This is a genomic window from Burkholderia sp. Bp9016 (assembly GCF_003857765.1).
In the GTDB taxonomy this organism is placed as follows: Bacteria; Pseudomonadota; Gammaproteobacteria; order Burkholderiales; family Burkholderiaceae; genus Burkholderia.
In genome coordinates this window covers 206,774-231,423 of the sequence record NZ_QTPY01000006.1, presented here as the reverse complement: position 1 = coordinate 231,423, position 24,650 = coordinate 206,774, and the positions used below count along the sequence as shown (strand labels likewise).

Genomic DNA, 24,650 nt, shown 5'->3' with positions numbered 1-24,650 from the left:
TGGCAGCCGCGCCACATGTGCATCCCATCCTGTTGCGCCCCGCATCGGCCGATGCCTGCCTCTCCACTTTCGAACCGTTTCCATCGTTTCCGCCTGCCCGCTTCGCGAGAACCGGTAGAATGCGCGCCTTCCTCGCGCGGCAGGGCTGCCTGACCGTCCGCGCGAACGCAGCCGATCGAGCCCCACGACTATATCGTCGGAGCTATCCACGCTATTACAATCCGCCGATAGCCCGGCAATAGTGGCTGGTTACAGTAGGCCGGCCGCGCGCTGCCTTTACAACAATTCGGCACAAACAACAAGCAACACGACAACCCGACCGGAGAAACGCCTTCATGGAATCCATCAAGCGGTATTTCGGCTTCGCTGAAGCCGGCACCGACTTCCGCACCGAAATACTCGCGGGCGTCACCACGTTCCTGACGATGGCCTACATCATCTTCGTCAACCCCGCGATCCTCGGCGACGCAGGCATGCCGAAGGAATCCGTGTTCGTCGCGACCTGCCTCGTCGCGGCGCTGGCGTCGATCATCATGGGGCTGTACGCGAACTACCCGATCGCGTGCGCGCCCGGCATGGGCCTGAACGCGTATTTCGCGTACACGGTCGTCAAGGGGATGGGCTTCACGTGGCAGGCCGCGCTCGGTGCGGTGTTCATCTCCGGCTGCCTGTTCCTGCTGGTCACGCTGTTCCGCGTGCGCGAGGCGATCGTCAACGGCATTCCGAGATCGCTGCGCATCTCGATCACGGCCGGCATCGGGCTGTTCCTCGGCATCATCTCGCTGAAGACGTCGGGCGTGATCGTCGGCAACCCGGCCACGCTCGTCGCGCTCGGCGACCTGCACAAGCACGACACGATCCTCGCGATCATCGGCTTCTTCACGATCGTCACGCTCGACCACCTGCGCGTGCGCGGCGCAATCCTGATCGGCATCATCGGCGTCACGGTCCTGTCGTTCTTCTTCGGCGACAACCAGTTCCACGGCGTGTTCTCCGCGCCGCCGTCGATCGACGCGACGCTGTTCAAGCTCGACATCCGCGCCGCGCTGTCGACCGGCATCATCAACGTGATCCTGGTGTTCTTCCTCGTCGAACTGTTCGATGCGACCGGCACGCTGATGGGCGTCGCGAACCGCGCGGGCCTGCTCGTCGAAGGCAAGATGAACCGCCTGAACAAGGCGCTGCTCGCCGACAGCACCGCGATCGTCGCGGGCTCGATACTCGGCACGTCGTCAACCACCGCGTATATCGAAAGCGCGTCGGGCGTGCAGGCCGGCGGCCGTACGGGCATGACCGCGCTCACCGTCGCCGTGCTGTTCCTCGCGTGCCTGTTCATCGCCCCGCTCGCCGGCGTCGTGCCGGCCTATGCGACCGCGCCCGCGCTGCTGTACGTGTCGTGCCTGATGCTGCGCGAGATGGTCGACGTGCCGTGGGACGACGCGACCGAAGCCGTGCCGGCCGCGCTGACCGCGCTGCTGATGCCGTTCACGTACTCGATCGCGAACGGCGTCGCGTTCGGCTTCATCGCATACGGCGGCCTCAAGCTGCTGACGGGCCAGGCCCGCTCGGTCAAGCCGATCGTGTGGATCATCGCGGCCGTGTTCCTGTTCCGCTTCTTCTATCTCGGCAGCGAGTGATGCGCGCGCCCCGGCGCGATGCACGATGAGAAAGCGCCACCTCCGGGTGGCGTTTTCGTTTGCGTACGCGTGGGGCGCCGACGATGGCCGATCACGCATCCGCCTCGCCGAGCACCCAGCGCGCGAAGCTCTGCACCGGCCCTTCGCCGAATTCCAGCGCTTCCGGCAGCACGAGACAGAAACGCTTGACCACGTCCCGGCCGTCCGGCCAGGGCGCCGCAAGCAAGCCTTGCGCAATCTCGGTGTCGACATACAGCCGCGGCACCAGCGCGACGCCGAGCCCGGCCACGGCAGCCGCGATCAGCATCGAGTAAAGATCGTAGCGCGCGCCGGCGGCCGGGTTGCTCACCGGCAACCCCGTTTCGTGGACGTATGCCGACCACGCATCGGGCGTCTGGCGCTTGTGAAGGCGCGGCAGCGTGCCGAGCAGCGCAGCCGGATCCCCGCCGCCAAGCAGCGACGGGTGGCAGACCGGCACGAGCACCTCCTCGCATAACCGGTACGTATGCATGCCGGCCCATGCCGGATGCTCGAAATGAATCGCCGCATCGAAACCGCTGCCGGCCAGCACGAACGGCTCGGCGCGATCGGCGAAATGCACCGTGATGTTCGGATGCCGCGCCTGAAACTGCTTGAGCCGGGGAATCAGCCAGCGCGTCGCGAATGTGGGCGTCACGGCGATGTCGATGCTGCCGCCGTCGCCGGGCTGCCCCATCATGTACTGGCTGTCGCGCTCGAGCCGGTCCAGCACTTCGCGCACCTGCGCCGCGTAGCGCACGCCGTTCGGCGCCACCCGCACGCGGTTGCCGACCCGCTCGAACAGCGCGACGCCCAGGAACGTCTCGAGCCGGCCGATCTGCCGGCTGATCGCGCCTTCCGTCAACGCCAGTTCGTCGGCGGCACGCGCGAAGCTGCCGTGCCGCGCCGCGGCCTCGAATGCCATCAATGCCGAATTGCTCGGAATCCTGCGTCGCGTCACGATTGCTCCCGGTTTTGCGGTGGTCGGTCTAAGCTTGATCAAAGATCAATGAACGGTGATGAATCATCGTTTTTCACCCATTCACCGGCTAATTATCATGACAAAAACTCAACCCGTCGAGCGGCGATCGATGCCGAAGGCCGCTCGCTACCCCGTTGGAGGTGTCATGATCTATGCCGTTGAATGCAGCTTCGCCGATCCCGCTACCGAAGCCGAATGGAACGACTTCTACAGCCGGATCAAACTTCCCGCGCTGATCTCCGTGCCCGGCTTTCGCACGTCGCAACGCTTGCGCGCCGTCGGTGGCGACGGCCCCGTCTACCTCGCGCTGCACACGATCGACAGCGCCGACGTGCTGGCGTCGGCCGCGTATCGCGACAACGGCGGCGGCAACTTCGCGCGCTGGCAGCCGCACATCGTCGAGTGGCGACGCAACGTGTACGACAGCGCGGCACCCGCGCCGGCAGTCGCCGATCATCAATGGCTGGCCGTTTGCGAAAACACGGCCCCGTTCGCGCAAGCGGGAATCGCCGCCACGGCCATTCACGCAGTCGCGCTGGACCGCCAGCCGGCATCCCGCTGGCTGGCCGTTCTCGGTCGCGATCAAGCGCTGCATGCGTCCAAGGCGTGCGGCGCCGAGATCCGGCTCTATGCGCCGATGGGCGAGCAGCTCGTCAGCGCGGCCGCACGCTGAGGGGGCCGGCCATGCCCAGCGTCACGATTTTCATCGCGGAGGCGAACATGCCGTCGAACGCCGCGCTCGACGCGCTGTCGTCGGCCTGCGCGTCGCTCTGCACCGACGTGTTGCAGGCCGCGCCCGGCACGGTCCACGTCATCCTCGTTCCGGTCCGGCACGGCTACGGACATCCCGTCAGCGCCGAAATCCGCTATCGCACCCAACCGTTTCGCACCCCTGAATTGATGGATCGTTTCATGGTCTCGCTGGATCGCGAGATGCTTCGCCACACCGGATGCGTCGCGCGCATCCGCTGCTTCGGCTACGACGCCGCCCACCTTCACGCCCGACATTGAGCCATGAGCGCCCCCCTTCCCCGCCTCCCGTTTCCGTGCCGCCGGGTTGGCGATTTCTCGGTCGTCGCGATCAGCGACGGCACGCTGACCGCCGGCCTCGACCTGCTGTCGAACATCGAGGTCGACGATGCGGCCTGCATCATGCAAAGCGCGGGCATCGCCGCGCCGTCGAGCGTCAATATCAACTGCTACGTGATCCGCGGGAACGACCGTACCGTGCTCGTCGACACAGGTGCCGGCGGCATCCGCAACTGGGGCGGCCGGTTGATGCCGTCCCTGGCGCGAGCCGGCATCGACGCGCGCGACATCGACACGATCCTGCTGACGCATGCACACCCCGACCACATCGGCGGCTTGCTCGATCCGGACGGGCAACCGGCCTTCGCGCACGCGGAAGTGCTCGTTCACGAACGGGAACTGGCGTTCTGGCTGGACGACGCAGCGTTCGAGCAGGCCAACGAACGGACCCGCGGCAATTTCCGGATCGCGCGGCGCGCGTTCGATGCCTGTCGCACCCGGCTGCGCACTATCGAAGCGGGCGGCGTGCTGCCCGGCATCGTCGCGGTTCCGCTACCGGGACATACGCCCGGTCACACGGGGTATCGCATCGAATCGCATGACGAGCGTCTGTTGATCTGGGGCGATCTCGTGCATTTCGCGCCGATTCAGGTCGTGCGTCCGGACGTGTCGATCGCGTTCGATCACGATCCGGCGCTGGCCGTCGCGACGCGCGCGGCCACGCTCGCCGAAGCGGCTTCGGACGACCTGCTGATTGCGGGAATGCATCTCGCCGAAACAGGCTTCGCGCGCATCGCGCGAGCGTATGGCGAAACCGGTGGCGCGTATGCGCTCACCGGTGCGAACTGACGGACAAAGACGGAAACGGCGCGCGCATCGTCGCGCGTGCGCACGACCCGGCACGCATGCGCCGATACGACACGGGCGCCGGTAACCGGCGCCCGCTCAGTCGCTGCCCGGTCGTCCGGTTCAGCGCCAGTTCGCCTCATAGAAGCGCACGTAGCCGCTACGCAGCGTCACGCATTGCGCACGCGTTTCGGACAGCAGCCGCCGTGCGGCCGCCTCGATACGTTCGCGATGCTGATCGTACGCACCGACCATGTCCTCGAAGCGCGGCGATGCCGCACCGAAATGGTCCTCCAGCGCCTCGGCTGTAATCTGACATTGGACACGCTCGCCATTGACCAACGCCATGAACCCGAGCATCAAGTCGCGCCCCGAATATTCGGGCTTCTCGTTCGTGAAATGGATCTGCATGGGAGCCGCCTATCGCCGGTAGAAAGCGAATGACCGCGTCCGTCGTCCGCTACCGGCCGGACGAAAATGTACGCGGGCTCGCCGACAGAGACACCGTTCGCGGGGGTATGGCGCGGACAATGCGTGCCGGTTGCATTCCACTTTAGACGGTTTCGCGCAGGAGGCAAAATTTGCGATGTGCGTCGTTCCGACGCGCATTTCGTCTGATCTACGCGGCATCCGGCACGCTGGGTCAAACGGCGTCAGTGAGGGTCGGTCGGCCAGATGTTCAGCGAGATCGCCGCGGTCGTGGCGCCCACCGCGATGGCGGCGGCCCCGTATCGCACTGCGGTGCTCAGATCGAACAGCAGACCGTGGATCGCCACGGCGATGCCGCCCAGCATGATGAAGGTGGCGATGGCCGCCAGCACGACTCTCAGTTCCGTCCGAACCATGATGCGTCTCCCGAACGGATGCATGTCACGTCGCATGCATGTTGCGATGCGGAACACGGCGCGTGCGCGCTCCATTTCAATCATTGCAGGCGTACGCTTAAAAGCAAGGGGATTTTGTTCGCGGTCGCGCAACGCACGCGGCGCTTGTATGATGGTGCGATATCGAGGCGGCGGCCGGGGTTTGGGTTGTTGCGATGCGGAAGCAGCAGGTTGAGCCGACTGCCAAGCATGAGGTCCAAGCAGGCGCGAAAGCACGGACCCGGACCGACCGCGAAGCATGGGGCCCAAGTAAGCGCTAAAGCGCTAACTTGGGCCGACAGGAGACAAGACATGCCTCAATCTTTCGTGCTGCCCGCCACCACGGGCCGCACCGACCTGCTCGCGCAGGCGCATGCGCGTTCGACCGCAGTCGGCCTGCGCGCAAACGAGCGCCCCGATTTCTCGCCGCTGTCGCGGCTCGCACTGCGCGAACTGCTCGACACGAACCATGCGCTGTTCGCGCACGCGCGCCCGGTGATGGAGGACCTCCACGCACAGATCGCCGATACGCAAAGCCTCGTGCTGCTCACCGATGCCGACGGCGTGATCCTGCACAGCATCGGCGACGCGGACTTCATCGAGAAAGCAAACCGCGTCGCGCTGTGCAACGGCGTGTCGTGGGCCGAAGGCGCACGCGGCACCAATGCGATCGGCACCGCGCTCGCGTCCGGCCAGGCCGTCGCGGTACACGGCTCCGAACACTTCCTGCGCGCCAACCACATCCTCACCTGCTCGTGTGCACCGATCATCGATCCGTTCGGCCGCACGCTCGGCGCGCTCGACGTGAGCGGCGACCCGCGCGGGTTCAGCTCGCATACGCTCGCGCTGGTGCGCATGTCCGCGCAACTGATCGAGAACCATCTGTTCGCGAACCAGTGCGCGCAAGCGCTGCGGCTGCGCTTTCACGCCCACGAGGATTGCGTCGACTCGCTGTTCGCCGGACTCGTCGCGTTCGGCCCCGACGGCGGGCTGATCGCCGCGAACCGCAGCGCACAATTCCAGCTCGGCGCGACGTTCGATGCATTGCAGCATCGCGGCTGCGATGCGCTGTTCGGCATGCAGTTCGGCCAGCTCGCCCAGCAGGCGGCGCGCGCGCCCGGCGCATCGTTCCGCCTGACGCTATCGACCGGCGTGCGCGTGCTCGCGCGCTGCGAATTCGCGGAAACGCACAAGACGACGGTCACCGTCACGCCGCCCGCACCCGCCGTGCGCGTGCCCGCGCCGGATCCCGACGCGATCACGTTCGCGACGCTCGACACCGGCGACGCGCGCATGGCCGCCGTGCTCGAACGCGTCGCGAAGATCCGCGGACGCGACCTGCCGCTGCTGATCCTCGGCCAGACGGGCACCGGCAAGGAATGGCTCGCCCGAGCGCTGCACCAGGCGTCGCCGCGCTCGGACGGCCCGTTCGTCGCGGTGAACTGCGCGGCGCTGCCGGATTCGCTGATCGAAGCCGAACTGTTCGGCTATGAGGACGGCGCCTTCACCGGCGCACGCAAGCGCGGCAGCCCCGGCAAGATCGCGCAGGCCGACGGCGGCACGCTGTTTCTCGACGAAATCGGCGACATGCCGCTCGCGCAGCAGGTCCGGCTGATGCGCGTGCTGCAGGAACGCGCGGTGATGCCGCTCGGCGGCGCGCGCGCGGTGCCGGTCGACGTGCGCGTGGTCTGCGCGACTCACCGCGACCTGCGCGCGATGATCGCCGAAGGCACGTTCCGCGAAGACCTGTTCTACCGGATCAACGGGCTCGCGGTCACGCTGCCGGCACTGGCCGACCGTACCGACCTGACGGCGCTGGTCGAGCGCATCCTCGCGCGGCTCGCGCGCAGCGAGCCGATGCCGTGCCGTCTCGCACCCGACGTGCTCGACGCATTCATGCGCCACCGCTGGCCCGGCAACCTGCGGCAAATGACCAACGTGCTCCGCACCGCCGGCATGCTCGCCGAAGACGAAGCCGAGATCGCGCTCGCGCATCTGCCCGACGATTTCTGGCTCGACTGCGACGATGCACCGGCGGCACCCGCCGCACCGGCCGACGCAGGCGAAACGACGACGCTGCAAAGCCACCAGGCCGCAGTGATCGATGCAGTGCTCGCGCGGCACGGCGGCAACGTGTCGGCGGCCGCGCGGGAACTCGGGCTCGCCCGCAATACCGTGTACCGCTACCTGCGCCGCCATTGACGCGCCCGCCGGCCGCCCGGCGGGCGCCGGCCGCATGCGGCTTCGGGTATGCTTGGCGCTTGCCTTGCCGCCGCCCGCTTCGCCCCATGACCGATCCCGACCACCCGCCTCTCGTGCGCATCGAGCCGCTCGGCGCGACGTTCGACGCACCCGATTCGCTGACCCTGCTCGAAGCCGCCGCGTTCGCGCACGTCAGGCTGCCGCGTTCGTGCCGCAACGGTACGTGCCGAAGCTGCCTGTGCAGGATCGTCAGCGGCAGCGTACGCTACACGATCGAATGGCCCGGGTTGAGCCGCGAGGAAAAGGCCGACGGCTATACGCTGCCGTGCGTGGCCGTCGCGACGTCGGATGTCGTGCTCGACGTGCCCGACGCGGAGATGATCGACTGAACGCGACGCGCAGTGGCGCGCCGTCCCGCAACCGTGACGGGCAAGCCCGTCGGGAGAGTGTGATGACCCAGTCAACCGATCGCATCGAGAAACAGGCCGTGCTCGCCGCGCCGCCGGCGCGCGTGTGGGAAGCGATCGGCAATTCCGCGGAATTCGGCACGTGGTTCGGTGTCACCTTCGACGGGCCGTTCGCGGAAGGCCAGCCGCTATTCGGCCGCATCACGCCGACGCGTATCGACGACGTCGTCGCCAAGGCCCAGGAGCCCTACTCGGGCGCTGTATTCGAAATCGTCGTCGAGCGCGTCGAGCCGAAGCAACTGTTCTCGTTCCGCTGGCATCCGTTCGCGATCGATCCGAACTTCGATTACTCGGCCGAGCCGATGACGCTCGTCACGTTCGCGATCGCCGAGCAAAACGGCGGCACGCGGCTCACGGTCACTGAAACGGGGTTCGACCAACTGATCGAAGCGCGTCGCGCGAAGGCTCGCGAAATGAACGATCACGGCTGGGCCGCGCAGATGATGCTGATCACGAAATATCTGGCGACGCACGCGTAACCGGCCCTTGCCGGCCCTTGCCCGCCATCCCCGGCATGCGGATGCGCGCATGCCGGCCTCGCGGGGTGCGTGGCATAATCCGCCCCATCGCAGTCCTCACGCCGCTGCTCATCGCATGCTCAGTCGTCGCCTCCGGAAGATCGGCAGTCTGATCGGGATGCTCGCCATCCTGATGACGGCACTCGCGCCGACGATCTCGCAGGCGCTGACGACGCAAGGCCGCGTCGATGCATTGCTCGCCGGTTACTGCACGGCCGGCCCGGTTGTCGGCGACCATCGGACGCATGCGCCGTCGAAGAGCCTGCAAGCCCATTTGCAGGCGTGCGGCTATTGCAACCTGCTCGCCCATACACCCGCACTACCCGCGCCCGAACTGACGTTCGCGGCCCATGTGCGCGTCATCCAGCATCGCGAAGCGACCCGCTTCGAAAGCCTGCGGCGCGCGTTGGCGCTCACGGCCGCTCAGCCGCGCGCCCCACCCGCCTCCGCCTGAACCGTAGCCACAGCGCGCGATGCCTGAACGCATCGCGCCGTTCGCGCGCGCCCTGCCGGCGCCCGTGTCGTGTCACGTTCACGAGGACGATCATGTCGACCCTTATTGCCGCGCGCCGCATGTCACCGTGCGCGTGCGTCGCCGTCGCCGCGCATGAGCATGCATGCGCGAGTGCGGAAGATCGCATGCACGCCGTCACGATGACCATCGACACCCCGAGCGTCGGCGATGCGTTCGACTTCCAGTACGGTCACATCGCGACCCTGCTGCGGGCTCGTACGCATCTCGACGACATTTTCCCCGCCCCGATCCACAACGCATTTTCCAAGCCATGAAAACATCCGCGCTTTTCCGCGGCGCCATCGCCGCACTGACCTTCGTCATCGTCCAGGCCGCCCACGCGCACGCGTTTCCGAAAACGCAACAGCCGGCCGCCGGCGAAACGCTCACCGCCGCACCGCAAGCCGTCACGATCGATTTCGACGAAGCGCTCGAGCCCGCATTCAGCTCGATCGCCGTGACCGACAGCCACGGCCAGTCGGTCGCGACCGGCAAGGCCGTCGTCGACGACGGCAACCACAAGCGGATGCACGTCGCGCTGACGAGCCTGACGGCCGGCACCTACACCGTCGCCTGGGTCGCGGTGGCCAGCGACGGCCACCGGACCCAGGGGCACTACGCGTTCACGCTGAAGTGACGCACGCGTGCCCGCATCGTCAGGGGCGCATCGCCGCTCCATCCGCATTCCGTACTTTCGATAAGGAGAACACATGATGAAACGCTCGATTCCGGCCGCCCTGCTGTTTGCGCTGTTCGCGCTGCACGCTCCCGCCACGTTCGCCGCGCCAGCCGTACAGGCCGATGCCTGCTGGATCCGCGCAATGCCCGCGACGGTGCCGTCGTCCGGCTACTTCACCCTGAAGAACGACGGCGACGCCCCCGCTACGCTCACGGGCATCGACACGCCGGCATTCGGGATGGCCATGCTGCACGAAACGCAGACGGCCGGCAGCACCGCGAAGATGGTCCACGTCGACGCGGTCGAGGTGCCCGCGCACGGCACGGTGATGTTCAAGCCGAAGAGCTATCACGTGATGCTCGAACAACCGCGCCAGAGCGTCGCGCCCGGCGCGAAGATCCCGTTCCGGCTGCATTTCGCCGACGGCTCGACGGTGTCCGTGACCTGCGACGCGAAGGCGCCGTCGTACACGGGCCAGTAACGCCGCCTGCGTCACAACCGATGGAGACGAACATGAAAGAACGCCTGCCGCTGGCCGACCTGATCGCCCGCTACCGGACGCCGCTGAACGTTGCCGTGCTGATCGTCTGCGGGTTATGGGCGGCGTGGATCGCATGGATGACGCAGCCCGCCGCGATCGACTTGCCGTCGTCGATCGCCGCTTACTGCGTGCGCGACGCGCGTTGACACGGTGCATCGGGGTGATCCGCAACACGGTGCGCTACGGCACGCGCGGCACCGCCGCGACGATCGCCTGCACCGGCTCCGTCGAGACTTCGGCGTCAGCCCGTGGGTACCCGCGGCCAGGCGCGCGAGCGGGCTGCTGTTCGTCGGGCTCGGGATCAAGCTGCTGACCGCACGGCAGGTGTAAGCGCCGGCATGCCTTCGGCGCGCAAACGTCAGCGCTTCAATACAGCCAGTGAAGCAGCAATCGCGTCGAACGACGGACGCTCATCGACGTCCTCGTTCAGGCACGCGGCCGCAAGCGCTTCAAGTTCGCTCGCCCCGTCCCGCGCGCGCGGCTCGCATCGCTCCAGCAACTCGCCGAGCAGATAGCCGAATGCCCTGACTTCCAGCCGTTCGAGCCGCGCAGCGTGCGCGCGGTCATTCACGTCGTAGACCGACGCCGCGCCGAAATCGCCGAGCAGCGCGCCGCCCTCGCCATCGTGCAGGATGTTGTGCGCATACAGATCGCCGTGCATGATGCCGCGTGCGTGCAGATGCGCCGCGACCGATGCGATGCCGTGCGCGATCCGTGCCGCGGCCGCCGGAGCGAACCGCGCATCGTCCGCATACACGTCGCGCGTGCAGGTCGCGAAGCTCGGCGGCCCGGCGAGGTTCGTCAGTGCCGGATCGACCAGTTCCATCACGAGGCCGTGCGTGCCGTCCGGATGACCGCGCACCTTGCCGATCACCGGGATCATGTTCGTGTGGCGTCCCGCGTGCAGGCAGGCGGCCATTTCGCAATCGGGCAGACCGTCGCTCGTCACCGCGCCCTTGAACAGCTTGACCGCGACCGCGCGCGGCGCGCGACCGTTAGCCTGCCATCGCGCACGGTGGATGACGCCCGATGCGCCTTCGCCGAGCTTCCGTTCGCAGGAGAGCGACGTCCAGTCGATGTCCGTAACGCCCGGCTCGGCAGAAGCCGCCGCCTCCGGCGCGGCGCCGAGCGGATTGCCTGCGGCCGCGAGCCACGCGAGCCGCGGCAAACGCAGCAGCCAGTCCGGCAGCGCGTCGAGCCGGTTCGCCGACAGACGCACCAGTTCGAGCGCGCGGCATGCGGCCATTTCCGTGGGCAGCGCGCGCAGACGGTTGCCCGCGAGCATCAGCTTCTGCAGGCGCGAGCAGTCACCGATGTCGGCGGGCAGTTCTTCGATTTCGTTGTCGGTCAGGATCAGCCAGCGCAACGCGCGCGGCAGCGAATGGCGCGGCACCGCGCGAATCCGGTTCGCCTTGAAGCCGATCATGTCGAGTTGCGCACACGTGCCGAGCACTTCCGGGAATTCCGTGAAGCGGTTGGACGACGCGAACAGGATGCGCAAACGGTGCAGCCGCGACAGGTCGTCCGGCAGCGCGGACAGTGCATTTCCGGACAGGTCGAGCACTTCGAGCGTGTCTGCCAGATCGAAGATTTCGCGCGGAAATTCGGTAAGCCCGCACGCGAGCTTGAGTTGGCGGGCGCCCGACAGTTGGCCGGCCTGCAATTGTTCAAGAGTGGTCGTCACGGAGGGAAAGCAGTTGTGATTGCGATGATCGTCGGATCGATCGGACGAATTTTACCGGGATCGCTTTCGCGTGCCGCGCGCACCGCGTCACATCCTCTTCACAAACGCAAAAAGTGACGTTAGAATAGCGCCCCTTGCAGTACTGAAGTGCCGACGTGGTGAAATTGGTAGACACGCTATCTTGAGGGGGTAGTGGCGAAAGCTGTGCGAGTTCGAGTCTCGCCGTCGGCACCAGATACGGTTTTCACCGTGTTTCGGGCATGTGCAAAAAACCGCGACAGCGCAACGCTTCGCGGTTTTTTTGTTTCCGGGGCGCCGTAGACGACCCGATTGCGATCCGGAGCCGCAGGCACGCACCCGTGTCGCCGCCCCGGATTCGATCCTTCACCCCACCCACGACCTGATATTCTCCCGCATCGCGCTGGCCGAGATCCCGTAGCGATCGTGCAGCGTCGGCAACGCGCCCGCGGCGAGGTAGGCATCCGGCAGCGCGATCTGGCGGAACGGCGCGGCAACGCCGTCCGCCAGCAACGCAGTCGCCACCGCTTCGCCGAGTCCGCCGATCACCGTATGGTTCTCCGCGACGATCACCATGCGTCCCTTGCGCCGCGCCTCCCGAACGATGGTCGCCGTATCGAGCGGCTTGATCGTCGGAACGTGCAGCACGGCGGCATCGATGCGGTCGGCTTCAAGCGCCTTCGCGACCTCGAGCGAACGCATCGTCATGATCCCGGACGAGATCAGCAGCACGTCGTTGCCGTCGCGCAGCAGCTTGGCCTTGCCGAGTTCGAACCGGTAGTCGTATTCGTCGAGCACGACCGGCACGTTGCCACGGAGCAGACGTGCATACACCGGCCCCTTGTGCGCGGCCATCGCCGGCACCATCTGCTCGATGTCCAGCGCGTCGCACGGATCGATCACGGTCATGTTCGGCATCGCGCGCATCAGCGCCAGATCCTCGGCCGCCTGGTGGCTCGGCCCGTAACCGGTCGTGAGGCCAGGCAATGCACACACGAGCTTCACGTCGAGATTGTCCTCGGCGATCGCCTGATGGATGAAGTCGTACGCGCGGCGCGTCGCGAACACCGCATAGGTCGTGACGAACGGCTGCGCCCCTTCGTGCGCGAACCCGGCGGCGGCCCCCATCAGCAACTGCTCGGCCATGCCCATCTGATAGTAGCGCTCGGGAAATTCCTTCGCGAAGATGTGCAGGTCGGTGTACTTGCCGAGATCGGCCGTCATGCCGATCACGTTGCCGTTCGTACGCGCGAGGCTCGCCAGCGCATGGCCGAACGGCGCGGCACGGGTCGCCTGCCCTTCGGCCGCGATGGATGCGATCATCGCGGAAGTCTTCAGGCGCGGTTTGTTGTCGGCGGTGCTCATGCGTGTCTCCCTGCTTCGAGCGCGTCGAGCGCGAGTTTCCACTCGTGCGCATCGACGCGAATGAAATGGCTCTTCTCGCGTGCTTCGAGGAATGGCACGCCGCGTCCCATCTTCGTGTCGCAAACGATGATGCGCGGCTGCGGCTTGTCGTACCGGCGCGCATTGTCGAATGCGCGCTTCACCGCGTCGATGTCGTTGCCGTCCACGCGTTGCGTGTACCAGCCGAAAGCTTCGAGCTTGTCGGCCAGCGGCTCGAACGCCATGATTTGCGTCGACGGGCCGTCGGCCTGCTGGTTGTTCACGTCGACGATCGCGATCAGATTGTCGAGCTTCCAGTGCGCGGCCGACATCAATCCTTCCCAGATCGCGCCTTCGTCGAGTTCGCCGTCCGAGAACAGCGTATAGACGAATGCGTCCGAGCCGTTGCGCCTGAGCCCGAGGCAACGGCCGACCGCAATCGTCAAGCCCTGCCCGAGCGAACCGCCGGACATCTCCATCCCGGGCGTGTAGCTCGCCATCCCGGACATCGGCAAACGGCTGTCGTCGCTGCCGTAGGTTTCGAGTTCCTCTGCCGGCAGAATGCCGGCTTCGAACAGCGCCGCGTACAGCGCGATCGCATAGTGACCGTTCGACAGCAGGAAGCGGTCGCGCCCTTCCCACTCGGGATCGTCGGGGCGATAGCGCATCGCGCCGAAGTACGCGACGGCCAGCACGTCGGCGATGTCGAGCGCCTGGCCGACATAACCCTGGCCCTGGACTTCGCCCATCAGCACGGCGTTTCTGCGGATGCGGTACGCGCGCTCGGCGAGCGTGACCGCTTCATGGATGGTTTCGGTATCCATCGATAGCTCCAGTATTGGATCGGAAGGAATGCAGGTCGAATCAGCGGTTGACGGATCGGGGCACCCGGAACACGAGCAGCGCGCCGACCGTGATCGCGACGGAGATGAAGATCAGCCCGGCGGTGGACTTGCCGGTCAGGTCGTTCAACCAGCCGACGATCGCCGGCGAAAAGAAGCCCGCGAGGTTGGCGACGCAGTTGACCGCGGCGATGCCCGCCGCCGCCGACATGCCGCCCAGCAGCGCCGTCGGCAGCGACCAGAACTGCGACGACGCCGCGAGAATGCCGGCGGACGCAATGCTCAGGCACACGATCGACGCGCCGACGCTGCCCAGTATCGGCAACGTCGCGAAGCCCGCCGCCGCGATCAGCATCGGCACCGCGAGATGGAAGCGGCGCTCGCGACGACGATCCGCGCTCATGCCGATCAGCGGCAATGCGACGATCGCGCACGCATACGGAATCGCGGTGAACAGTCCGACCCACAGCGGATCGGCGACGCCGGCCTTGCGAATGATCGTGGGCAGCCAGAACGTGAGGCCGTACTGCCCGAGCACGACGCAGAAGTAGATCGCGGCCATCAGCCACAGCCGGCGATCGGCGACGAACGCGCGGATCGACAGGTGGGCGGTCGTGTGCGCGGCATCGGCCGACACGTTGCGTGCCAGCAAGGCCTTTTCGGCATCGGTCAGCCATTTCGCGCGGTCGATGCCATCGTCGAGATACAGCAGGATCGCAAAACCCAGCACGCACGACGGCAGCGCTTCGAGCAGGAACAGCCACTTCCAGCCGGCCATCGACATCGCGCCGTGCAGCGAATGCATGATCGCGCCGGATAGCGGGCCGCCGACGATCCCCGCGAGCGGAATCGCCATGAAGAACAGCGACAGCGCCTTCGCGCGACGCGCCGACGGGAACCAGTACGTGAGATACAGGATCACGCCCGGCGCAAAGCCCGCTTCGGCGACGCCGAGCAGAAACCGCAGCACGTAGAACGCGATGGGCGACTTCACGAACACGAAGCTCGCGGAAATCACGGCCCAGGTCAGCATGATGCGCGCGAGCCAGCGGCGCGCACCGACGCGATGCAGGATCAGATTGCTTGGCACTTCGAACAGAAAGTAGCCGAGAAAGAAAATGCCTGCGCCCACGCCATACACCGTCTCGCTGAAGCGCAGGTCGTTGAGCATCTGCAGTTTCGCGAACCCGACGTTGACCCGGTCGAGATACGCGCCCAGGTAGCACAACATCAGGAACGGGATCAGCCGGCGCGCCACCTTCGCATACGTGGCCGCCTCGAACGTCGACGCATCGTCCCGTTGCAGCATCTCGCCCTGAACGGGCGGTGCGGGGTACTTTGCTCTCATCTTTGTCTCCTGCCATGGCCCCGGGTTGTCCCGGGTGCGTGATGGGCGGCGCCGCGCGTGTCGCGGCGCCGTTCTCAGTGGATCAGCATGCCGCCGTTGACGTCGAGCGTGACGCCCGTCAGGTAGCTCGACAGGTCGCTCAGCAGGAACAGGCACGCGTTGGCGACATCGGCGGCATCGCCGAGCCGGCCGAGCGGAATGCCCTTGACGATGTCCTCGCGCATCGCGGGCGTCAGCTTGTCGCCCGTGATGTCGGTCTGGATCAGGCCCGGCGTGATCGAATTGACGCGGATATGGTCGGCGCCGAATTCGCGCGCCATCGCCTTCGCGAGACCCAGCACGCCGGCCTTCGCGGCGCTGTAGTGCGGCCCGCCGAAGATGCCGCCGCCGCGCTGCGCGGACACCGACGACATGCAGACAATGCTGCCGCCGCGCTGCTCCTGCATCGCCGGCAGCACCGCCTGCGACATGTACAGCGTGCCGCGCAGGTTCACGTCGACAATCGCGTCGAAGTCGCGCCCGGAAATCTCCATCGTCCGCACCGGCTGCGTGATGCCGGCGTTGTTCACGAGGCCGTCGATGCGGCCGAAGCGCTCGAGCGTCGCGCGGGCAGCCGCCTCGCACGCGTCGCGGTCGGTCACGTCGCATGCCAGGCCAAGGTGGCCCGGGCCGAGGTCCGCCGCGGCGGCCTGCGCGTCTTCGCGGCGAAGGTCGAGGATCGCCACGCGCGCGCCCTGCGCGGCCAGTGCGCGGGCCGTGGCCTTGCCGATACCGCGCGGCGACGCGGCGCCGGTCACGATGATGGTCTTGTGGTCGAGCAACATCGTTTGTCTCCTGTGTTGATGTGTGTGCAGAGTGTCGGCTTGCCCGACACCCGCATCAACGCGGAAACGCTCAGCCATAGCTGAGAAAATTTCAGATGTCGCCGCGCGCCCCGTCGCGGCGTGCTGCAGCGCAATATCGCCTGCAGAGCGGACGCGCGACGCTCAGCTCGCCCGCCCGTGCGCCGCGACCTCGCGCTCGATCCACGAGAGGAAGCGCTTCACGCGCGGCAGCTCCGCGTTCTGCCGCGGATACACGAGATGATGCGCGCCGACTTCGACCGCGTGGGTCGCGTCGAACACCGGCACCAGCAGCCCTTCCCGGATCTTCACCGACGCAAGCATCAGGCTTTCGAGCGCAATGCCGAGACCCAGCGCGGCGGTTTCGAGCGACATGTACGAGCGGTCGAATGAAAAATCGAAGGTTTTCTGCGTGGCGAGCGACACGCCGGTCCTGCCGAACCACTGCTTCCATTGCACCAGCGGCGTTTCGGAATAGATCAGCCGGTGCGCGAGCAGGTCCTCCGGCGCGTTCACCGGATGCCGTTCCAGGTATCGCGGCGAAGCGAGCGGCGCGATGAACTCGCCGCGCACCGTTTTGACCTCGAGATTGTCCCAGTTGCCGTAACCGTGACGCACATCGATATCGTAGAAGCCGTTCGAGAACGACACGTTTTCGTACGAGCACGCCAGGTTCAGCTGGATATCGCCGTTCGCCTCCTGAAACGACGACAGCCGCGGCAGCAGCCACATCAGCCCGAAGCTCGGGCTCGAATGCACGCGCAGGATATCGACCTCCGTGCGACTCGACGCGCGCTCGGTGGCGCGGCTCAGATCGGCCAGCGAGCCGGTGACGTCCGCCAGGTAGCGTTCCCCGGTGGGCGTGAGGACGAGGCCGCGCCCCGAGCGCTGGAACAACGGCTGACCGATCTGCGATTCGAGGTTGCTGAGCTGGTGGCTCACGGCGGACGCGGTCAGGCCGAGCTCTTCCGCCGCGCGGTTGACGCTTTTGGTTCGGGCCACGCTTTCGAATGCGATGATTGCCTTGAGCGGTGGGATGCGCATGCTGGAATCCGTTGAAGAGAGCGGTTCGTCCGACAGGCCGGCGGCGGTATCGAAGCATCGACCGGGCCGCGGCATCCCGGTCGATCAGGGGTCAATTCTAGAGCGCCGGCCGGCTCCGGCCGCGCGTCCCCGCGGATCGACACGCGGTTTTCGCGCGATCCCGTCGCGGACAACCTTCGCGGTGATGCCGAACGACTGACGGCCGCCGCGTCATTGTCCGGAGCGAAGACTTCGCATCACAGCACAGGCAACACCGCCCGAATGTGCTCGGCAAACGCGACCGTCAGATGCGACGGCCGCTTCCGGTCGAACTTAAGCGTGATCCCCACCGCCGGCAACGGCGGCAACCCGCGGTCGCCGGCGAGAATCGCCAGATCCGCGGGCACGGCCGTCTGCGTCATCACCGCGAACGCCTGCCCGGAACGCACCAGCGCGGTCAGCCCCGCAAGGCTGCTGCTCGCATACGCGACGCGGTAATCGCGCCCCGCTCGATCCAGCGCCTCGCAAGCCGCGATGTGATCGAGCGTATCGGGATCGGACAGCGCGAGCGGCAACGGGTCGAACTGCGCGGCATCCAGGCCCGGATAACCGATCCAGACCAGTTGCTCGCGACGAATGAAGTCATCGTCCGAATCGTCGTCCGGCAACGAGATCATCGCCAGATCGACCGCCCGCTTGTCCAGTTGCTCGAGCAAGCGCGGCGTCGGCCCGCACACGACTTCGACGATCGCCTGCGGATGCTGGTTCGAGAACTGCCGCAACAGCGTCGGCAGGAACACAGCCGCGTAATCGTCCGGGCAGCCGAAACGGATGCTGCCCGACAGCCCCGTGCCGCACAGGTCGGCCATCGCCTCGTCGTGCTGCCGCAGGATACGCTGCGCATGCGCGAGCAGCCGCTCGCCGGGATGCGTCAGCAGTACGCCGCGGCCGGTGCGCTGGAACAGCGGCTGATCGACGACCTCCTCGAGCCGCCGCATCTGCTGGCTCAGCGCGGACTGCGTGCGGCCGACCCGCGCCGCCGCGCGGCTGAGCGAGCGCACCTCGGCGATCACGACGAACGAGCGCAGCAGGTCGATTTCGAGCGAGCGCCCCAAGGTATTAGCTCCTTTTCTACCTTGCATAAGAACTATTCGTTTCCATCAAACCAGACCGGCGCCTAGACTGCAAGCGACCCCTGCCCTTGCCCTTGCCGGAGAAGCCCGATGTCCCTGAACGACGACGCAACCTTCTGGCGCAACGCCAGACAGCACCTGATCCGCTACGGCGGCACATTCGAGCCGATGATCATCGAGCGTGCGCAAGGCAGCTTCATCTACGACGCGGACGGCCGCGCGATCCTCGACTTCACGTCGGGCCAGATGAGCGCGGTGCTCGGGCACAGCCACCCGGAGATCGTCTCCGTGATCGGCGAATACGCCGGCAAGCTCGACCACCTGTTCAGCGGAATGCTGTCGCGTCCGGTCGTCGATCTCGCGACGCGCCTGGCCGACATCACGCCGCCGGGGCTCGACCGCGCGCTGCTGCTGAGCACCGGCGCGGAATCGAACGAAGCGGCGATCCGGATGGCGAAGCTCGTCACCGGCAAGTACGAGATCGTCGGCTTCGCGCAGTCGTGGCACGGGATGACGGGCGCCGCGGCGTCCGCCACGTACAGCGCCGGGCGCAAAGGCGTCGGCCCGGCCGCCGTCGGCTCGTTCGCGATTCCGGCGCCGTTCACGTACCGGCCGCGCTTCGAGCACAACGGCACGTACGACCCTCTCGCCGAGCTCGACTATGCGTTCGACCTGATCGACCGCCAGTCGAGCGGCAACCTCGCCGCGTTCATCGCGGAGCCGATCCTCAGCTCGGGCGGCATCATCGAATTGCCGGAAGGCTACATGGCGGCGCTCAAGCGCAAGTGCGAAGCGCGCGGGATGCTGCTGATCCTCGACGAAGCGCAGACGGGCGTCGGCCGGACCGGCACGATGTTCGCGTGCCAGCGCGACGGCGTGACGCCAGACATCCTCACGCTGTCGAAGACGCTCGGCGCCGGGCTGCCGCTCGCGGCCGTCGTCACGTCCGCGCAGATCGAGGAACGCGCGCACGAGCTCGGCTACCTGTTCTATACGACGCACGTATCGGATCCGCTGCCCGCCGCGGTCGGCCTGCGCGTGCTCGACGTGGTGCAGCGCGACGGCCTCGTCCGGCGCGCGAACGTGATGGGCGAACGGCTGCGGCGCGGCCTGCTCGACCTGATGGAGCGCTTCGACTGCATCGGCGACGTGCGCGGGCGCGGCTTGCTGCTCGGCGTCGAGATCGTCAAGGATCGCCGGACGAAGGAACCGGCGGACGGCCTCGGCGCGAAGATCACGCGCGAATGCATGAACCTCGGGCTCAGCATGAACATCGTGCAGTTGCCCGGCATGGGCGGCGTGTTCCGCATCGCGCCGCCGCTGACCGTCAGCGAGGCCGAGATCGACCTCGGCCTGTCGCTGCTGGAACAGGCGATCGCGCGCACACGCTAGCCGCGCGGTCCCGTCGCTGCCATACCGGTTTAGCGCGATCTGCGTACACTACCGGGCAGGCAACGACGGCGAACGAGGCAAGCGATGACAACCGCTGTGAACGGAACCGGCACGACCGACCACTGGCTCGTCGCGCGGCGCGACGCGGAAACGGGTATCGAAAGCCTGCACGCGCATTTCAACGGCCACGCGTACGATGCGCACGATCACGACGACATGCTCGTCGGCTTCACCGAACAAGGCGTGCAACGCTTCCAGTGCCACCGGTCGCTGCATACGAGCGTGCCGGGCCGCGCGATCCTGATCGAGCCCGGCGCGATGCACGACGGCCACGCGCCCGAAGCCGGCGGCTTCACCTACGGCATGCTGTACCTGCCGCAAGCCTGGGTCGCGCGCGCCGCGCACCGTCTGGACCTGCCGGGGCTCGGCGCTGTCGAAGCCACCTTCGGCCATACGCTCGTCGACGACAGCAGCCTCGTCGAGGCGATCCGGAACGCCTTTTTTGCAATCCACGACAACGAAGGCCGGCTCGCACGCGACCAGACACTGGATCGCCTGCTGATGCGGCTCGGCGGCGAACTGCGCGGCCCGCTCGCGCCGGAAAGCGGCGTCGTGCCGCCCGCGATCGCGCGCGTGCGCGATCTGCTGCATGAGCACATGGACGGCAACATCGGCCTCGACGAACTCGCCGGCGTCGCCGGCATCGACCGGTTCCGGCTGACGCGCATGTTCCAGCGTGCATTCGGCACATCGCCGCACGCCTACCTGGTGCGCCTGCGGCTGCGCGCCGCGCGCCGGTTGCTCGCGGCCGGCCGTACCCCCGCCCAGGCAGCCGCGGATGTCGGTTTCGCCGACCAGAGCCATCTGGGCCGCTGGTTCCGCCGCGCTTACCGGATCACGCCGGCCGCGTACCGGCAGCTCTGCACAAACGTTCCAGACTGATCTCGCACGGTATTCGATCATGAGCGCTTCAACGAGGAGCACTCATGTTCGATACGAAAGTGGCATTGATCGTGCGCGACGATCTCGCGACGTGGCAGAAACTCAATGTGATCGCGTTTCTCGCGACGGGCGTCGCGGCCGGTGCGCCCGAAGCGCTCGGCGAGCCTTACGAGGATGCGGCAGGCCGCCGCTACAGCCGGATGCTCGGCCAGCCGATGCTGGTGTTCTCGGCCGACTTGAACGGGTTGCAGGCCGCGCACCGCCAGGCGCTGTCGCGCGAACTCACGATCGTGCCCTACGTGCGCGCGATGTTTTCGACCGGGCACGATGCAGCCAACCGCGAAGCGTTTCGCGCCGAAGATGCGGCGAATCCCGACCTGGTCGGCCTGGCGTTACACGGACCGAAGAAGGCCGTGGACAAGGCGGTGAAAGGATTGGCGCTGCACGCGTGAGGCTCGGGCGACGCCGCCGCTTCGAGTCAGCTGTGAGCGAGCACGTTGACGAGCTTGCCGAACGGATCGCGGACGTAGAAACGCCGCACGCCCCACGGTTCGTCGGCCGGGCCGTATTCGACGGGAATGCCGGCTGCACGCACACGTTCCAGCGCTTCATCAACGTCGTCGACCTCGATCGAAAGGTCGGGGGTCGGCGTACCCGATCCGCCCTCCGATGCGAAGCTGATCTGCACGTCCATCTGCTCGGCATTGCCGTAAGTCGCGATCCAGCCGTGGTCCATCAGCAGGTCGAGGCCGAAGATCCGTTGGTAAAAACGCCTGGCGTCGTCGACGGACTGCGTGTCGACGTTCGCGACGATGCGTTTGACTTTCATGGGATTCCTCTCGAATGCGAATGCGATTTGACGGGAATGGCTACCTACTTTATGGCAAGTCGGGCAGTGCTTCACCGGGTTCGGCCCAATTTGCCGCGATCGGAGCCAAATCGGCTACATCACTCCTGTCGGCCGCCGGCCCGTTGCAGGCCGGCGGCTTCCCGCCTCAACCGCCGAGATAGGCCTGCTTGATCCGGTCGTTCGCGAGCAGGTTCGCGCCCGTGTCGGCCAGTACCACGCGCCCCGTTTCGAGCACGTAACCGCGATCGGCCACACCCAGCGCCTTGTTCGCGTTCTGCTCGACCAGGAACACCGTGACGCCCTCGTCGCGAATCGCACGGATGATGTCGAAGATCTGCGCGATCACGAGCGGCGCGAGGCCGAGCGTCGGCTCGTCGAGCAGCAGCAAGCGCGGCTTGCTCATCAGCGCACGGCCGATCGCCAGCATCTGCTGCTCGCCGCCCGACATCGTGCCGGCCCGCTGCGTCGCGCGCTCCTTCAGCCGCGGAAACAGCTTGAACACATGCTCGATGCCGTCGTCGATCTCGTGACGGCTCGCGAAGAAGCCGCCCATCTTCAGGTTCTCGAGCACCGTCAGGCTCGGGAACACGCGCCGCCCTTCCGGCGAGATTGCCATCCCCTGCCGCATGATCTGGTGCGTCGACATCCCGGTGATGTCGTTGCCCTCGAACAGCACGCGGCCCGACGAGGCGCGCGGCGTGCCGCACACGGTCATCATCAGCGTCGTCTTGCCGGCGCCGTTGCTGCCGATCAGCGTGACGATCTCGCCCTTGTTCACCTCGATCGACACGCCCGCGAGCGCCTCCACCGCGCCGTAGTGCGTATGGACCTGTTCCAGCTTCAGCATCACTCTTCCCCCAGATACGCCTTGATCACGCGCGGGTCGTTGCGGACCGCTTCCGGCGTGCCGATCACGATCGGCCGGCCGTGCTCCATCACGAGGATGCGGTCCGACACGCCCATCACGAGGCTCATGTCGTGTTCGATCAGCAGCACCGATACGCCGAATTCACGGCGCAGCTTGTCGATCAGGTGCTGCAGTTCGATCTTTTCCTGCGGGTTGAGGCCGGCCGCCGGCTCGTCGAGCATCAAGAGGCGCGGCTCGGTGATCATGCAGCGCGCGATCTCCAGGCGCCGCTGGTGCCCGTACGACAGCGTGCCGGCCGGCCGGTTGGCGACCGCCTTCAGCCCCATCCGGTCGAGCCATACCGCCGCACGTTCGAGCGCCTCCTTCTCCGCGTGACGATATGCGGGCGTCGCGAACAGGCCATGCAGCAGCCCCGACTTCACCTTGCGATGTTGCGCGACGAGCAGGTTCTCGACGACGGTGAGCGACTTGAACAGGCGGATGTTCTGGAACGTGCGCACCAGGCCCTTCAACGCGATCTTGTGGCTCGGCAGCCCGCCAATCGCGTGGCCGTCGAGCACGACGTCGCCGCCGGTCGGCTTGTAGAAGCCGCCGACGCAGTTGAACACCGTGGTCTTGCCCGCGCCGTTCGGCCCGATGATCGCAAACACCTCGTTGCGGCGCACATCGAAATCGATGCCGTCCACCGCGAGCAACCCGCCGAAGCGCATCTGCAGCCCGGCGACCTTCAACAGTTCTGCATTCGCGCTCATTGCGGCAACTCCACGTGGGGACGGCTCGCGGGCAGCAGGCCCTGCGGACGCCACATCATCATCAGCACCATCACCAGACCGAAGATCAGCATCCGGTACTCGGCGAACCCGCGCGCGACTTCCGGCAACACGGTCAGCAGGATCGCCGCGAGAATCACGCCGAGCTGCGAGCCCATCCCGCCGAGCACGACGATCGCGAGAATCAGCGCCGATTCGATGAAGGTGAACGATTCAGGATTCACGAGGCCCTGACGCGCCGCGAAGAACGCGCCGCCGATGCCCGCGAACGCCGCGCCGAGCGTGAACGCCGACAGCTTGATGCGCGTCGGGTTCAGGCCGAGCGAACGGCACGCGATCTCGTCGTCGCGCAGCGCTTCCCACGCGCGCCCCATCGGCATGCGGATCAGGCGGCTCGTCACGAACAGCGTGAAGCCGACCAGCAGCAGCGCGATCAGGTACAGGAAGATCACCATGTGCTCGCCGCTGTACTCCAGCCCGATCAGTTCATGGAAGGTCTTCGCGCCTTCGACGCTCGCCGTGCGCGCCATCTCGAAGCCGAACACCGTCGGCTTCGGAATGCTCGAGATGCCGTCCGGACCGCCCGTCAGGTCGGTCAGGTTGTTTGCGAGCAGGCGGATGATTTCGCCGAAGCCGAGCGTGACGATCGCCAGATAGTCGCCGCGCAAGCGCAGCACCGGGAAGCCGAGCAGGAAGCCGAACGTCGCCGCCGCGATCGCCGCGAGCGGCAGGCACTCCCAGAACGACAGCCCGAAATACTGGTTCAGCATCGCGTACGTATAGCCGCCGACCGCGTAGAACCCGACATAGCCGAGATCCAGCAGCCCCGCGAAACCGACCACGATGTTCAGCCCCAGACCGAGGATCACGTAGATCAGCGCGAGCGTCGCGACGTCCACTGCACCGCGCGAGCCGAAGAACGGCCACACGAGCCCGACCGCGAGGAGCACCCAGATGATCGCGCGCTGCTGCCGCGCGCCCATCGCGGGCGCTGCCGGCAGCTTCACGGCCGCTTTGGCGCGCATGAGCCACGGCTTGAACAACTGGAACAGGAACACGCCCGCGACCGCGATCCACACCGGTCGCCAGTGCGGCGTCAGCACGACCTGGTAGCCGTCGAGCTTCAGTTGCAGCCCGAGCACGGGGATCGTGAGGATCGCCGTCAGGATCGCGGCGGCCACGGCATTCTTCAGCGCCTGGCCGAACGAAGCGTCGGCGGCCGGGCGGCGAACGGAAATGACTGTACTCATCTGCGTCTC

30 protein-coding genes and 1 tRNA gene are annotated in these 24,650 nt (G+C 66.8%); 17 read left to right on the top strand and 14 right to left on the bottom strand.

The features are described 5' to 3' along the window. Window positions 1–335: 335 nt before the first annotated feature. Window positions 336–1,637: an NCS2 family permease gene (locus tag DIE13_RS10125; RefSeq protein WP_124827007.1), complete on the top strand. Its 1,302-nt coding sequence runs from the start codon at window positions 336–338 to the stop codon at window positions 1,635–1,637. Between the two features lie 91 nt (window positions 1,638–1,728). Here DIE13_RS10125 and DIE13_RS10120 read toward each other — a convergent pair whose 3' ends face one another. Continuing rightward, the gene (locus tag DIE13_RS10120; RefSeq protein WP_124827046.1) at window positions 1,729–2,580 is read right to left on the bottom strand and encodes a LysR substrate-binding domain-containing protein; all 852 of its coding nucleotides are present in this window, start codon (window positions 2,578–2,580) and stop codon (window positions 1,729–1,731) included. 202 nt (window positions 2,581–2,782) lie between these two features. On the opposite strand from DIE13_RS10120, the gene DIE13_RS10115 reads away from it, so the two are divergent. Genes DIE13_RS10115 through DIE13_RS10105 form a run of 3 tightly spaced genes read left to right on the top strand, consistent with a single transcriptional unit; the run spans window position 2,783 to window position 4,515 of the window. Beyond that, a complete protein-coding gene (locus DIE13_RS10115) occupies window positions 2,783–3,310 on the top strand; it encodes a sugar ABC transporter (protein WP_124827006.1) in 528 nt (175 codons plus the stop codon). A gap of 11 nt (window positions 3,311–3,321) precedes the next feature. Further along, window positions 3,322–3,648, top strand: coding sequence for a hypothetical protein (locus DIE13_RS10110; RefSeq protein ID WP_124827005.1), 327 nt, complete (start codon window positions 3,322–3,324; stop codon window positions 3,646–3,648). Window positions 3,649–3,651: 3 nt separating this feature from the next. After that, a complete protein-coding gene (locus DIE13_RS10105) occupies window positions 3,652–4,515 on the top strand; it encodes an MBL fold metallo-hydrolase (RefSeq protein ID WP_124827004.1) in 864 nt (287 codons plus the stop codon). 120 nt (window positions 4,516–4,635) lie between these two features. On the opposite strand, the gene DIE13_RS10100 is transcribed toward DIE13_RS10105, so the two are convergent. Together DIE13_RS10100 and DIE13_RS10095 are read right to left on the bottom strand one after the other, a co-directional pair. Further along, on the bottom strand, window positions 4,636–4,923 hold the full coding sequence (locus tag DIE13_RS10100; protein WP_096501666.1) for a DUF1488 domain-containing protein: 288 nt from the start codon (window positions 4,921–4,923) through the stop codon (window positions 4,636–4,638). Between the two features lie 242 nt (window positions 4,924–5,165). Further along, window positions 5,166–5,357, bottom strand: coding sequence for a DUF2964 family protein (locus DIE13_RS10095; protein WP_098552873.1), 192 nt, complete (start codon window positions 5,355–5,357; stop codon window positions 5,166–5,168). A gap of 330 nt (window positions 5,358–5,687) precedes the next feature. Between DIE13_RS10095 and DIE13_RS10090 the strand changes: the two genes are divergently transcribed. From DIE13_RS10090 to DIE13_RS10055, 9 genes are all read left to right on the top strand, one after another. Next, window positions 5,688–7,577 carry a sigma-54-dependent Fis family transcriptional regulator gene (locus tag DIE13_RS10090; RefSeq protein WP_124827003.1) on the top strand — a complete coding sequence of 630 codons (1,890 nt, stop codon included), beginning with the start codon at window positions 5,688–5,690 and terminating at the stop codon, window positions 7,575–7,577. An 86-nt stretch (window positions 7,578–7,663) separates the two neighbouring features. After that, window positions 7,664–7,966, top strand: coding sequence for a 2Fe-2S iron-sulfur cluster-binding protein (locus DIE13_RS10085; RefSeq protein WP_011659384.1), 303 nt, complete (start codon window positions 7,664–7,666; stop codon window positions 7,964–7,966). 62 nt (window positions 7,967–8,028) lie between these two features. After that, on the top strand, window positions 8,029–8,523 hold the full coding sequence (locus tag DIE13_RS10080; protein WP_124827002.1) for an SRPBCC family protein: 495 nt from the start codon (window positions 8,029–8,031) through the stop codon (window positions 8,521–8,523). 115 nt (window positions 8,524–8,638) lie between these two features. Further along, window positions 8,639–9,016 carry a DUF2946 domain-containing protein gene (locus DIE13_RS10075; protein ID WP_124827001.1) on the top strand — a complete coding sequence of 126 codons (378 nt, stop codon included), beginning with the start codon at window positions 8,639–8,641 and terminating at the stop codon, window positions 9,014–9,016. Between the two features lie 92 nt (window positions 9,017–9,108). After that, window positions 9,109–9,351, top strand: a complete 243-nt coding sequence (locus DIE13_RS10070; protein ID WP_124827000.1) for a hypothetical protein — start codon at window positions 9,109–9,111, stop codon at window positions 9,349–9,351. Then, window positions 9,348–9,713, top strand: coding sequence for a copper resistance protein CopC (locus tag DIE13_RS10065; protein WP_124826999.1), 366 nt, complete (start codon window positions 9,348–9,350; stop codon window positions 9,711–9,713). The genes DIE13_RS10070 and DIE13_RS10065 overlap by 4 nt, the downstream gene beginning before the upstream one ends. A 76-nt stretch (window positions 9,714–9,789) precedes the next feature. Then, the gene (locus DIE13_RS10060) at window positions 9,790–10,236 is read left to right on the top strand and encodes a copper chaperone PCu(A)C (protein WP_124827045.1); all 447 of its coding nucleotides are present in this window, start codon (window positions 9,790–9,792) and stop codon (window positions 10,234–10,236) included. A gap of 32 nt (window positions 10,237–10,268) precedes the next feature. Then, on the top strand, window positions 10,269–10,442 hold the full coding sequence (locus DIE13_RS32835; RefSeq protein WP_175750809.1) for a hypothetical protein: 174 nt from the start codon (window positions 10,269–10,271) through the stop codon (window positions 10,440–10,442). A gap of 4 nt (window positions 10,443–10,446) precedes the next feature. Beyond that, on the top strand, window positions 10,447–10,626 hold the full coding sequence (locus DIE13_RS10055) for a hypothetical protein (protein WP_233410034.1): 180 nt from the start codon (window positions 10,447–10,449) through the stop codon (window positions 10,624–10,626). Window positions 10,627–10,654: 28 nt separating this feature from the next. On the opposite strand, the gene DIE13_RS10050 is transcribed toward DIE13_RS10055, so the two are convergent. Then, a complete protein-coding gene (locus DIE13_RS10050) occupies window positions 10,655–11,980 on the bottom strand; it encodes a leucine-rich repeat-containing protein kinase family protein (RefSeq protein WP_124826998.1) in 1,326 nt (441 codons plus the stop codon). A 149-nt stretch (window positions 11,981–12,129) separates the two neighbouring features. Between DIE13_RS10050 and DIE13_RS10045 the strand changes: the two genes are divergently transcribed. Then, window positions 12,130–12,214 (top strand) — tRNA-Leu (locus DIE13_RS10045). 150 nt (window positions 12,215–12,364) lie between these two features. On the opposite strand, the gene DIE13_RS10040 is transcribed toward DIE13_RS10045, so the two are convergent. The 6 genes from DIE13_RS10040 to DIE13_RS10015 all read right to left on the bottom strand — a co-directional run bounded on the left by DIE13_RS10040 (window position 12,365) and on the right by DIE13_RS10015 (window position 18,578). Beyond that, entirely contained in the window at window positions 12,365–13,363 is a 999-nt protein-coding gene (locus DIE13_RS10040) for a transketolase family protein (protein WP_124826997.1), read from the bottom strand. Continuing rightward, the gene (locus DIE13_RS10035) at window positions 13,360–14,205 is read right to left on the bottom strand and encodes a transketolase (RefSeq protein ID WP_124826996.1); all 846 of its coding nucleotides are present in this window, start codon (window positions 14,203–14,205) and stop codon (window positions 13,360–13,362) included. Before DIE13_RS10035 ends, DIE13_RS10040 begins: the two co-directional genes overlap by 4 nt. 40 nt (window positions 14,206–14,245) lie before the next feature. Continuing rightward, window positions 14,246–15,571, bottom strand: a complete 1,326-nt coding sequence (locus DIE13_RS10030) for an MFS transporter (protein WP_124826995.1) — start codon at window positions 15,569–15,571, stop codon at window positions 14,246–14,248. A gap of 74 nt (window positions 15,572–15,645) precedes the next feature. Then, window positions 15,646–16,395, bottom strand: coding sequence for an SDR family NAD(P)-dependent oxidoreductase (locus tag DIE13_RS10025; protein WP_124826994.1), 750 nt, complete (start codon window positions 16,393–16,395; stop codon window positions 15,646–15,648). Window positions 16,396–16,557: 162 nt separating this feature from the next. Then, on the bottom strand, window positions 16,558–17,457 hold the full coding sequence (locus DIE13_RS10020; RefSeq protein ID WP_124826993.1) for a LysR substrate-binding domain-containing protein: 900 nt from the start codon (window positions 17,455–17,457) through the stop codon (window positions 16,558–16,560). Between the two features lie 236 nt (window positions 17,458–17,693). Further along, a complete protein-coding gene (locus DIE13_RS10015; RefSeq protein ID WP_175750807.1) occupies window positions 17,694–18,578 on the bottom strand; it encodes a LysR family transcriptional regulator in 885 nt (294 codons plus the stop codon). Between the two features lie 81 nt (window positions 18,579–18,659). Here DIE13_RS10015 and DIE13_RS10010 point away from each other — a divergent pair, with 81 nt between their 5' ends. The 3 genes from DIE13_RS10010 (at window position 18,660) to DIE13_RS10000 (ending at window position 21,355) form a co-directional block, all read left to right on the top strand. After that, a complete protein-coding gene (locus tag DIE13_RS10010; RefSeq protein WP_124826991.1) occupies window positions 18,660–19,961 on the top strand; it encodes an aspartate aminotransferase family protein in 1,302 nt (433 codons plus the stop codon). Between the two features lie 84 nt (window positions 19,962–20,045). Beyond that, window positions 20,046–20,903 carry an AraC family transcriptional regulator gene (locus DIE13_RS10005; RefSeq protein ID WP_124826990.1) on the top strand — a complete coding sequence of 286 codons (858 nt, stop codon included), beginning with the start codon at window positions 20,046–20,048 and terminating at the stop codon, window positions 20,901–20,903. Between the two features lie 44 nt (window positions 20,904–20,947). Further along, window positions 20,948–21,355: a DUF2000 domain-containing protein gene (locus tag DIE13_RS10000; RefSeq protein WP_124826989.1), complete on the top strand. Its 408-nt coding sequence runs from the start codon at window positions 20,948–20,950 to the stop codon at window positions 21,353–21,355. Between the two features lie 26 nt (window positions 21,356–21,381). Here the strand turns inward: DIE13_RS10000 and DIE13_RS09995 are convergent, their stop codons facing one another. The 4 genes from DIE13_RS09995 to DIE13_RS09980 all read right to left on the bottom strand — a co-directional run bounded on the left by DIE13_RS09995 (window position 21,382) and on the right by DIE13_RS09980 (window position 24,641). Further along, window positions 21,382–21,732, bottom strand: coding sequence for a VOC family protein (locus tag DIE13_RS09995; protein ID WP_124826988.1), 351 nt, complete (start codon window positions 21,730–21,732; stop codon window positions 21,382–21,384). A 166-nt stretch (window positions 21,733–21,898) separates the two neighbouring features. Further along, complete coding sequence (locus tag DIE13_RS09990; RefSeq protein ID WP_096501694.1) at window positions 21,899–22,600, bottom strand: ABC transporter ATP-binding protein; 702 nt, start codon at window positions 22,598–22,600, stop codon at window positions 21,899–21,901. Next, window positions 22,600–23,373: a high-affinity branched-chain amino acid ABC transporter ATP-binding protein LivG gene (livG, locus tag DIE13_RS09985; protein WP_124826987.1), complete on the bottom strand. Its 774-nt coding sequence runs from the start codon at window positions 23,371–23,373 to the stop codon at window positions 22,600–22,602. The genes DIE13_RS09990 and livG overlap by 1 nt, the downstream gene beginning before the upstream one ends. Further along, entirely contained in the window at window positions 23,370–24,641 is a 1,272-nt protein-coding gene (locus DIE13_RS09980; protein WP_124826986.1) for a high-affinity branched-chain amino acid ABC transporter permease LivM, read from the bottom strand. The genes livG and DIE13_RS09980 overlap by 4 nt, the downstream gene beginning before the upstream one ends. Window positions 24,642–24,650: the final 9 nt, after the last annotated feature.

Bases quoted from the DNA above. Each gene is read 5' to 3' on its own strand.
- DIE13_RS10125 (WP_124827007.1), top strand. From the start codon at position 336: ATGGAATCCATCAAGCGGTATTTCGGCTTCGCTGAAGCCGGCACCGAC.
- DIE13_RS10120 (WP_124827046.1), bottom strand. From the start codon at position 2,580: ATGGCATTCGAGGCCGCGGCGCGGCACGGCAGCTTCGCGCGTGCCGCC.
- DIE13_RS10115 (WP_124827006.1), top strand. From the start codon at position 2,783: ATGATCTATGCCGTTGAATGCAGCTTCGCCGATCCCGCTACCGAAGCC.
- DIE13_RS10110 (WP_124827005.1), top strand. From the start codon at position 3,322: ATGCCCAGCGTCACGATTTTCATCGCGGAGGCGAACATGCCGTCGAAC.
- DIE13_RS10105 (WP_124827004.1), top strand. From the start codon at position 3,652: ATGAGCGCCCCCCTTCCCCGCCTCCCGTTTCCGTGCCGCCGGGTTGGC.
- DIE13_RS10100 (WP_096501666.1), bottom strand. From the start codon at position 4,923: ATGCAGATCCATTTCACGAACGAGAAGCCCGAATATTCGGGGCGCGAC.
- DIE13_RS10095 (WP_098552873.1), bottom strand. From the start codon at position 5,357: ATGGTTCGGACGGAACTGAGAGTCGTGCTGGCGGCCATCGCCACCTTC.
- DIE13_RS10090 (WP_124827003.1), top strand. From the start codon at position 5,688: ATGCCTCAATCTTTCGTGCTGCCCGCCACCACGGGCCGCACCGACCTG.
- DIE13_RS10085 (WP_011659384.1), top strand. From the start codon at position 7,664: ATGACCGATCCCGACCACCCGCCTCTCGTGCGCATCGAGCCGCTCGGC.
- DIE13_RS10080 (WP_124827002.1), top strand. From the start codon at position 8,029: ATGACCCAGTCAACCGATCGCATCGAGAAACAGGCCGTGCTCGCCGCG.
- DIE13_RS10075 (WP_124827001.1), top strand. From the start codon at position 8,639: ATGCTCAGTCGTCGCCTCCGGAAGATCGGCAGTCTGATCGGGATGCTC.
- DIE13_RS10070 (WP_124827000.1), top strand. From the start codon at position 9,109: ATGTCGACCCTTATTGCCGCGCGCCGCATGTCACCGTGCGCGTGCGTC.
- DIE13_RS10065 (WP_124826999.1), top strand. From the start codon at position 9,348: ATGAAAACATCCGCGCTTTTCCGCGGCGCCATCGCCGCACTGACCTTC.
- DIE13_RS10060 (WP_124827045.1), top strand. From the start codon at position 9,790: ATGAAACGCTCGATTCCGGCCGCCCTGCTGTTTGCGCTGTTCGCGCTG.
- DIE13_RS32835 (WP_175750809.1), top strand. From the start codon at position 10,269: ATGAAAGAACGCCTGCCGCTGGCCGACCTGATCGCCCGCTACCGGACG.
- DIE13_RS10040 (WP_124826997.1), bottom strand. From the start codon at position 13,363: ATGAGCACCGCCGACAACAAACCGCGCCTGAAGACTTCCGCGATGATC.
- DIE13_RS10035 (WP_124826996.1), bottom strand. From the start codon at position 14,205: ATGGATACCGAAACCATCCATGAAGCGGTCACGCTCGCCGAGCGCGCG.
- DIE13_RS10030 (WP_124826995.1), bottom strand. From the start codon at position 15,571: ATGAGAGCAAAGTACCCCGCACCGCCCGTTCAGGGCGAGATGCTGCAA.
- DIE13_RS10025 (WP_124826994.1), bottom strand. From the start codon at position 16,395: ATGTTGCTCGACCACAAGACCATCATCGTGACCGGCGCCGCGTCGCCG.
- DIE13_RS10020 (WP_124826993.1), bottom strand. From the start codon at position 17,457: ATGCGCATCCCACCGCTCAAGGCAATCATCGCATTCGAAAGCGTGGCC.
- DIE13_RS10015 (WP_175750807.1), bottom strand. From the start codon at position 18,578: ATGCAAGGTAGAAAAGGAGCTAATACCTTGGGGCGCTCGCTCGAAATC.
- DIE13_RS10010 (WP_124826991.1), top strand. From the start codon at position 18,660: ATGTCCCTGAACGACGACGCAACCTTCTGGCGCAACGCCAGACAGCAC.
- DIE13_RS10005 (WP_124826990.1), top strand. From the start codon at position 20,046: ATGACAACCGCTGTGAACGGAACCGGCACGACCGACCACTGGCTCGTC.
- DIE13_RS10000 (WP_124826989.1), top strand. From the start codon at position 20,948: ATGTTCGATACGAAAGTGGCATTGATCGTGCGCGACGATCTCGCGACG.
- DIE13_RS09995 (WP_124826988.1), bottom strand. From the start codon at position 21,732: ATGAAAGTCAAACGCATCGTCGCGAACGTCGACACGCAGTCCGTCGAC.
- DIE13_RS09990 (WP_096501694.1), bottom strand. From the start codon at position 22,600: ATGCTGAAGCTGGAACAGGTCCATACGCACTACGGCGCGGTGGAGGCG.
- livG (WP_124826987.1), bottom strand. From the start codon at position 23,373: ATGAGCGCGAATGCAGAACTGTTGAAGGTCGCCGGGCTGCAGATGCGC.
- DIE13_RS09980 (WP_124826986.1), bottom strand. From the start codon at position 24,641: ATGAGTACAGTCATTTCCGTTCGCCGCCCGGCCGCCGACGCTTCGTTC.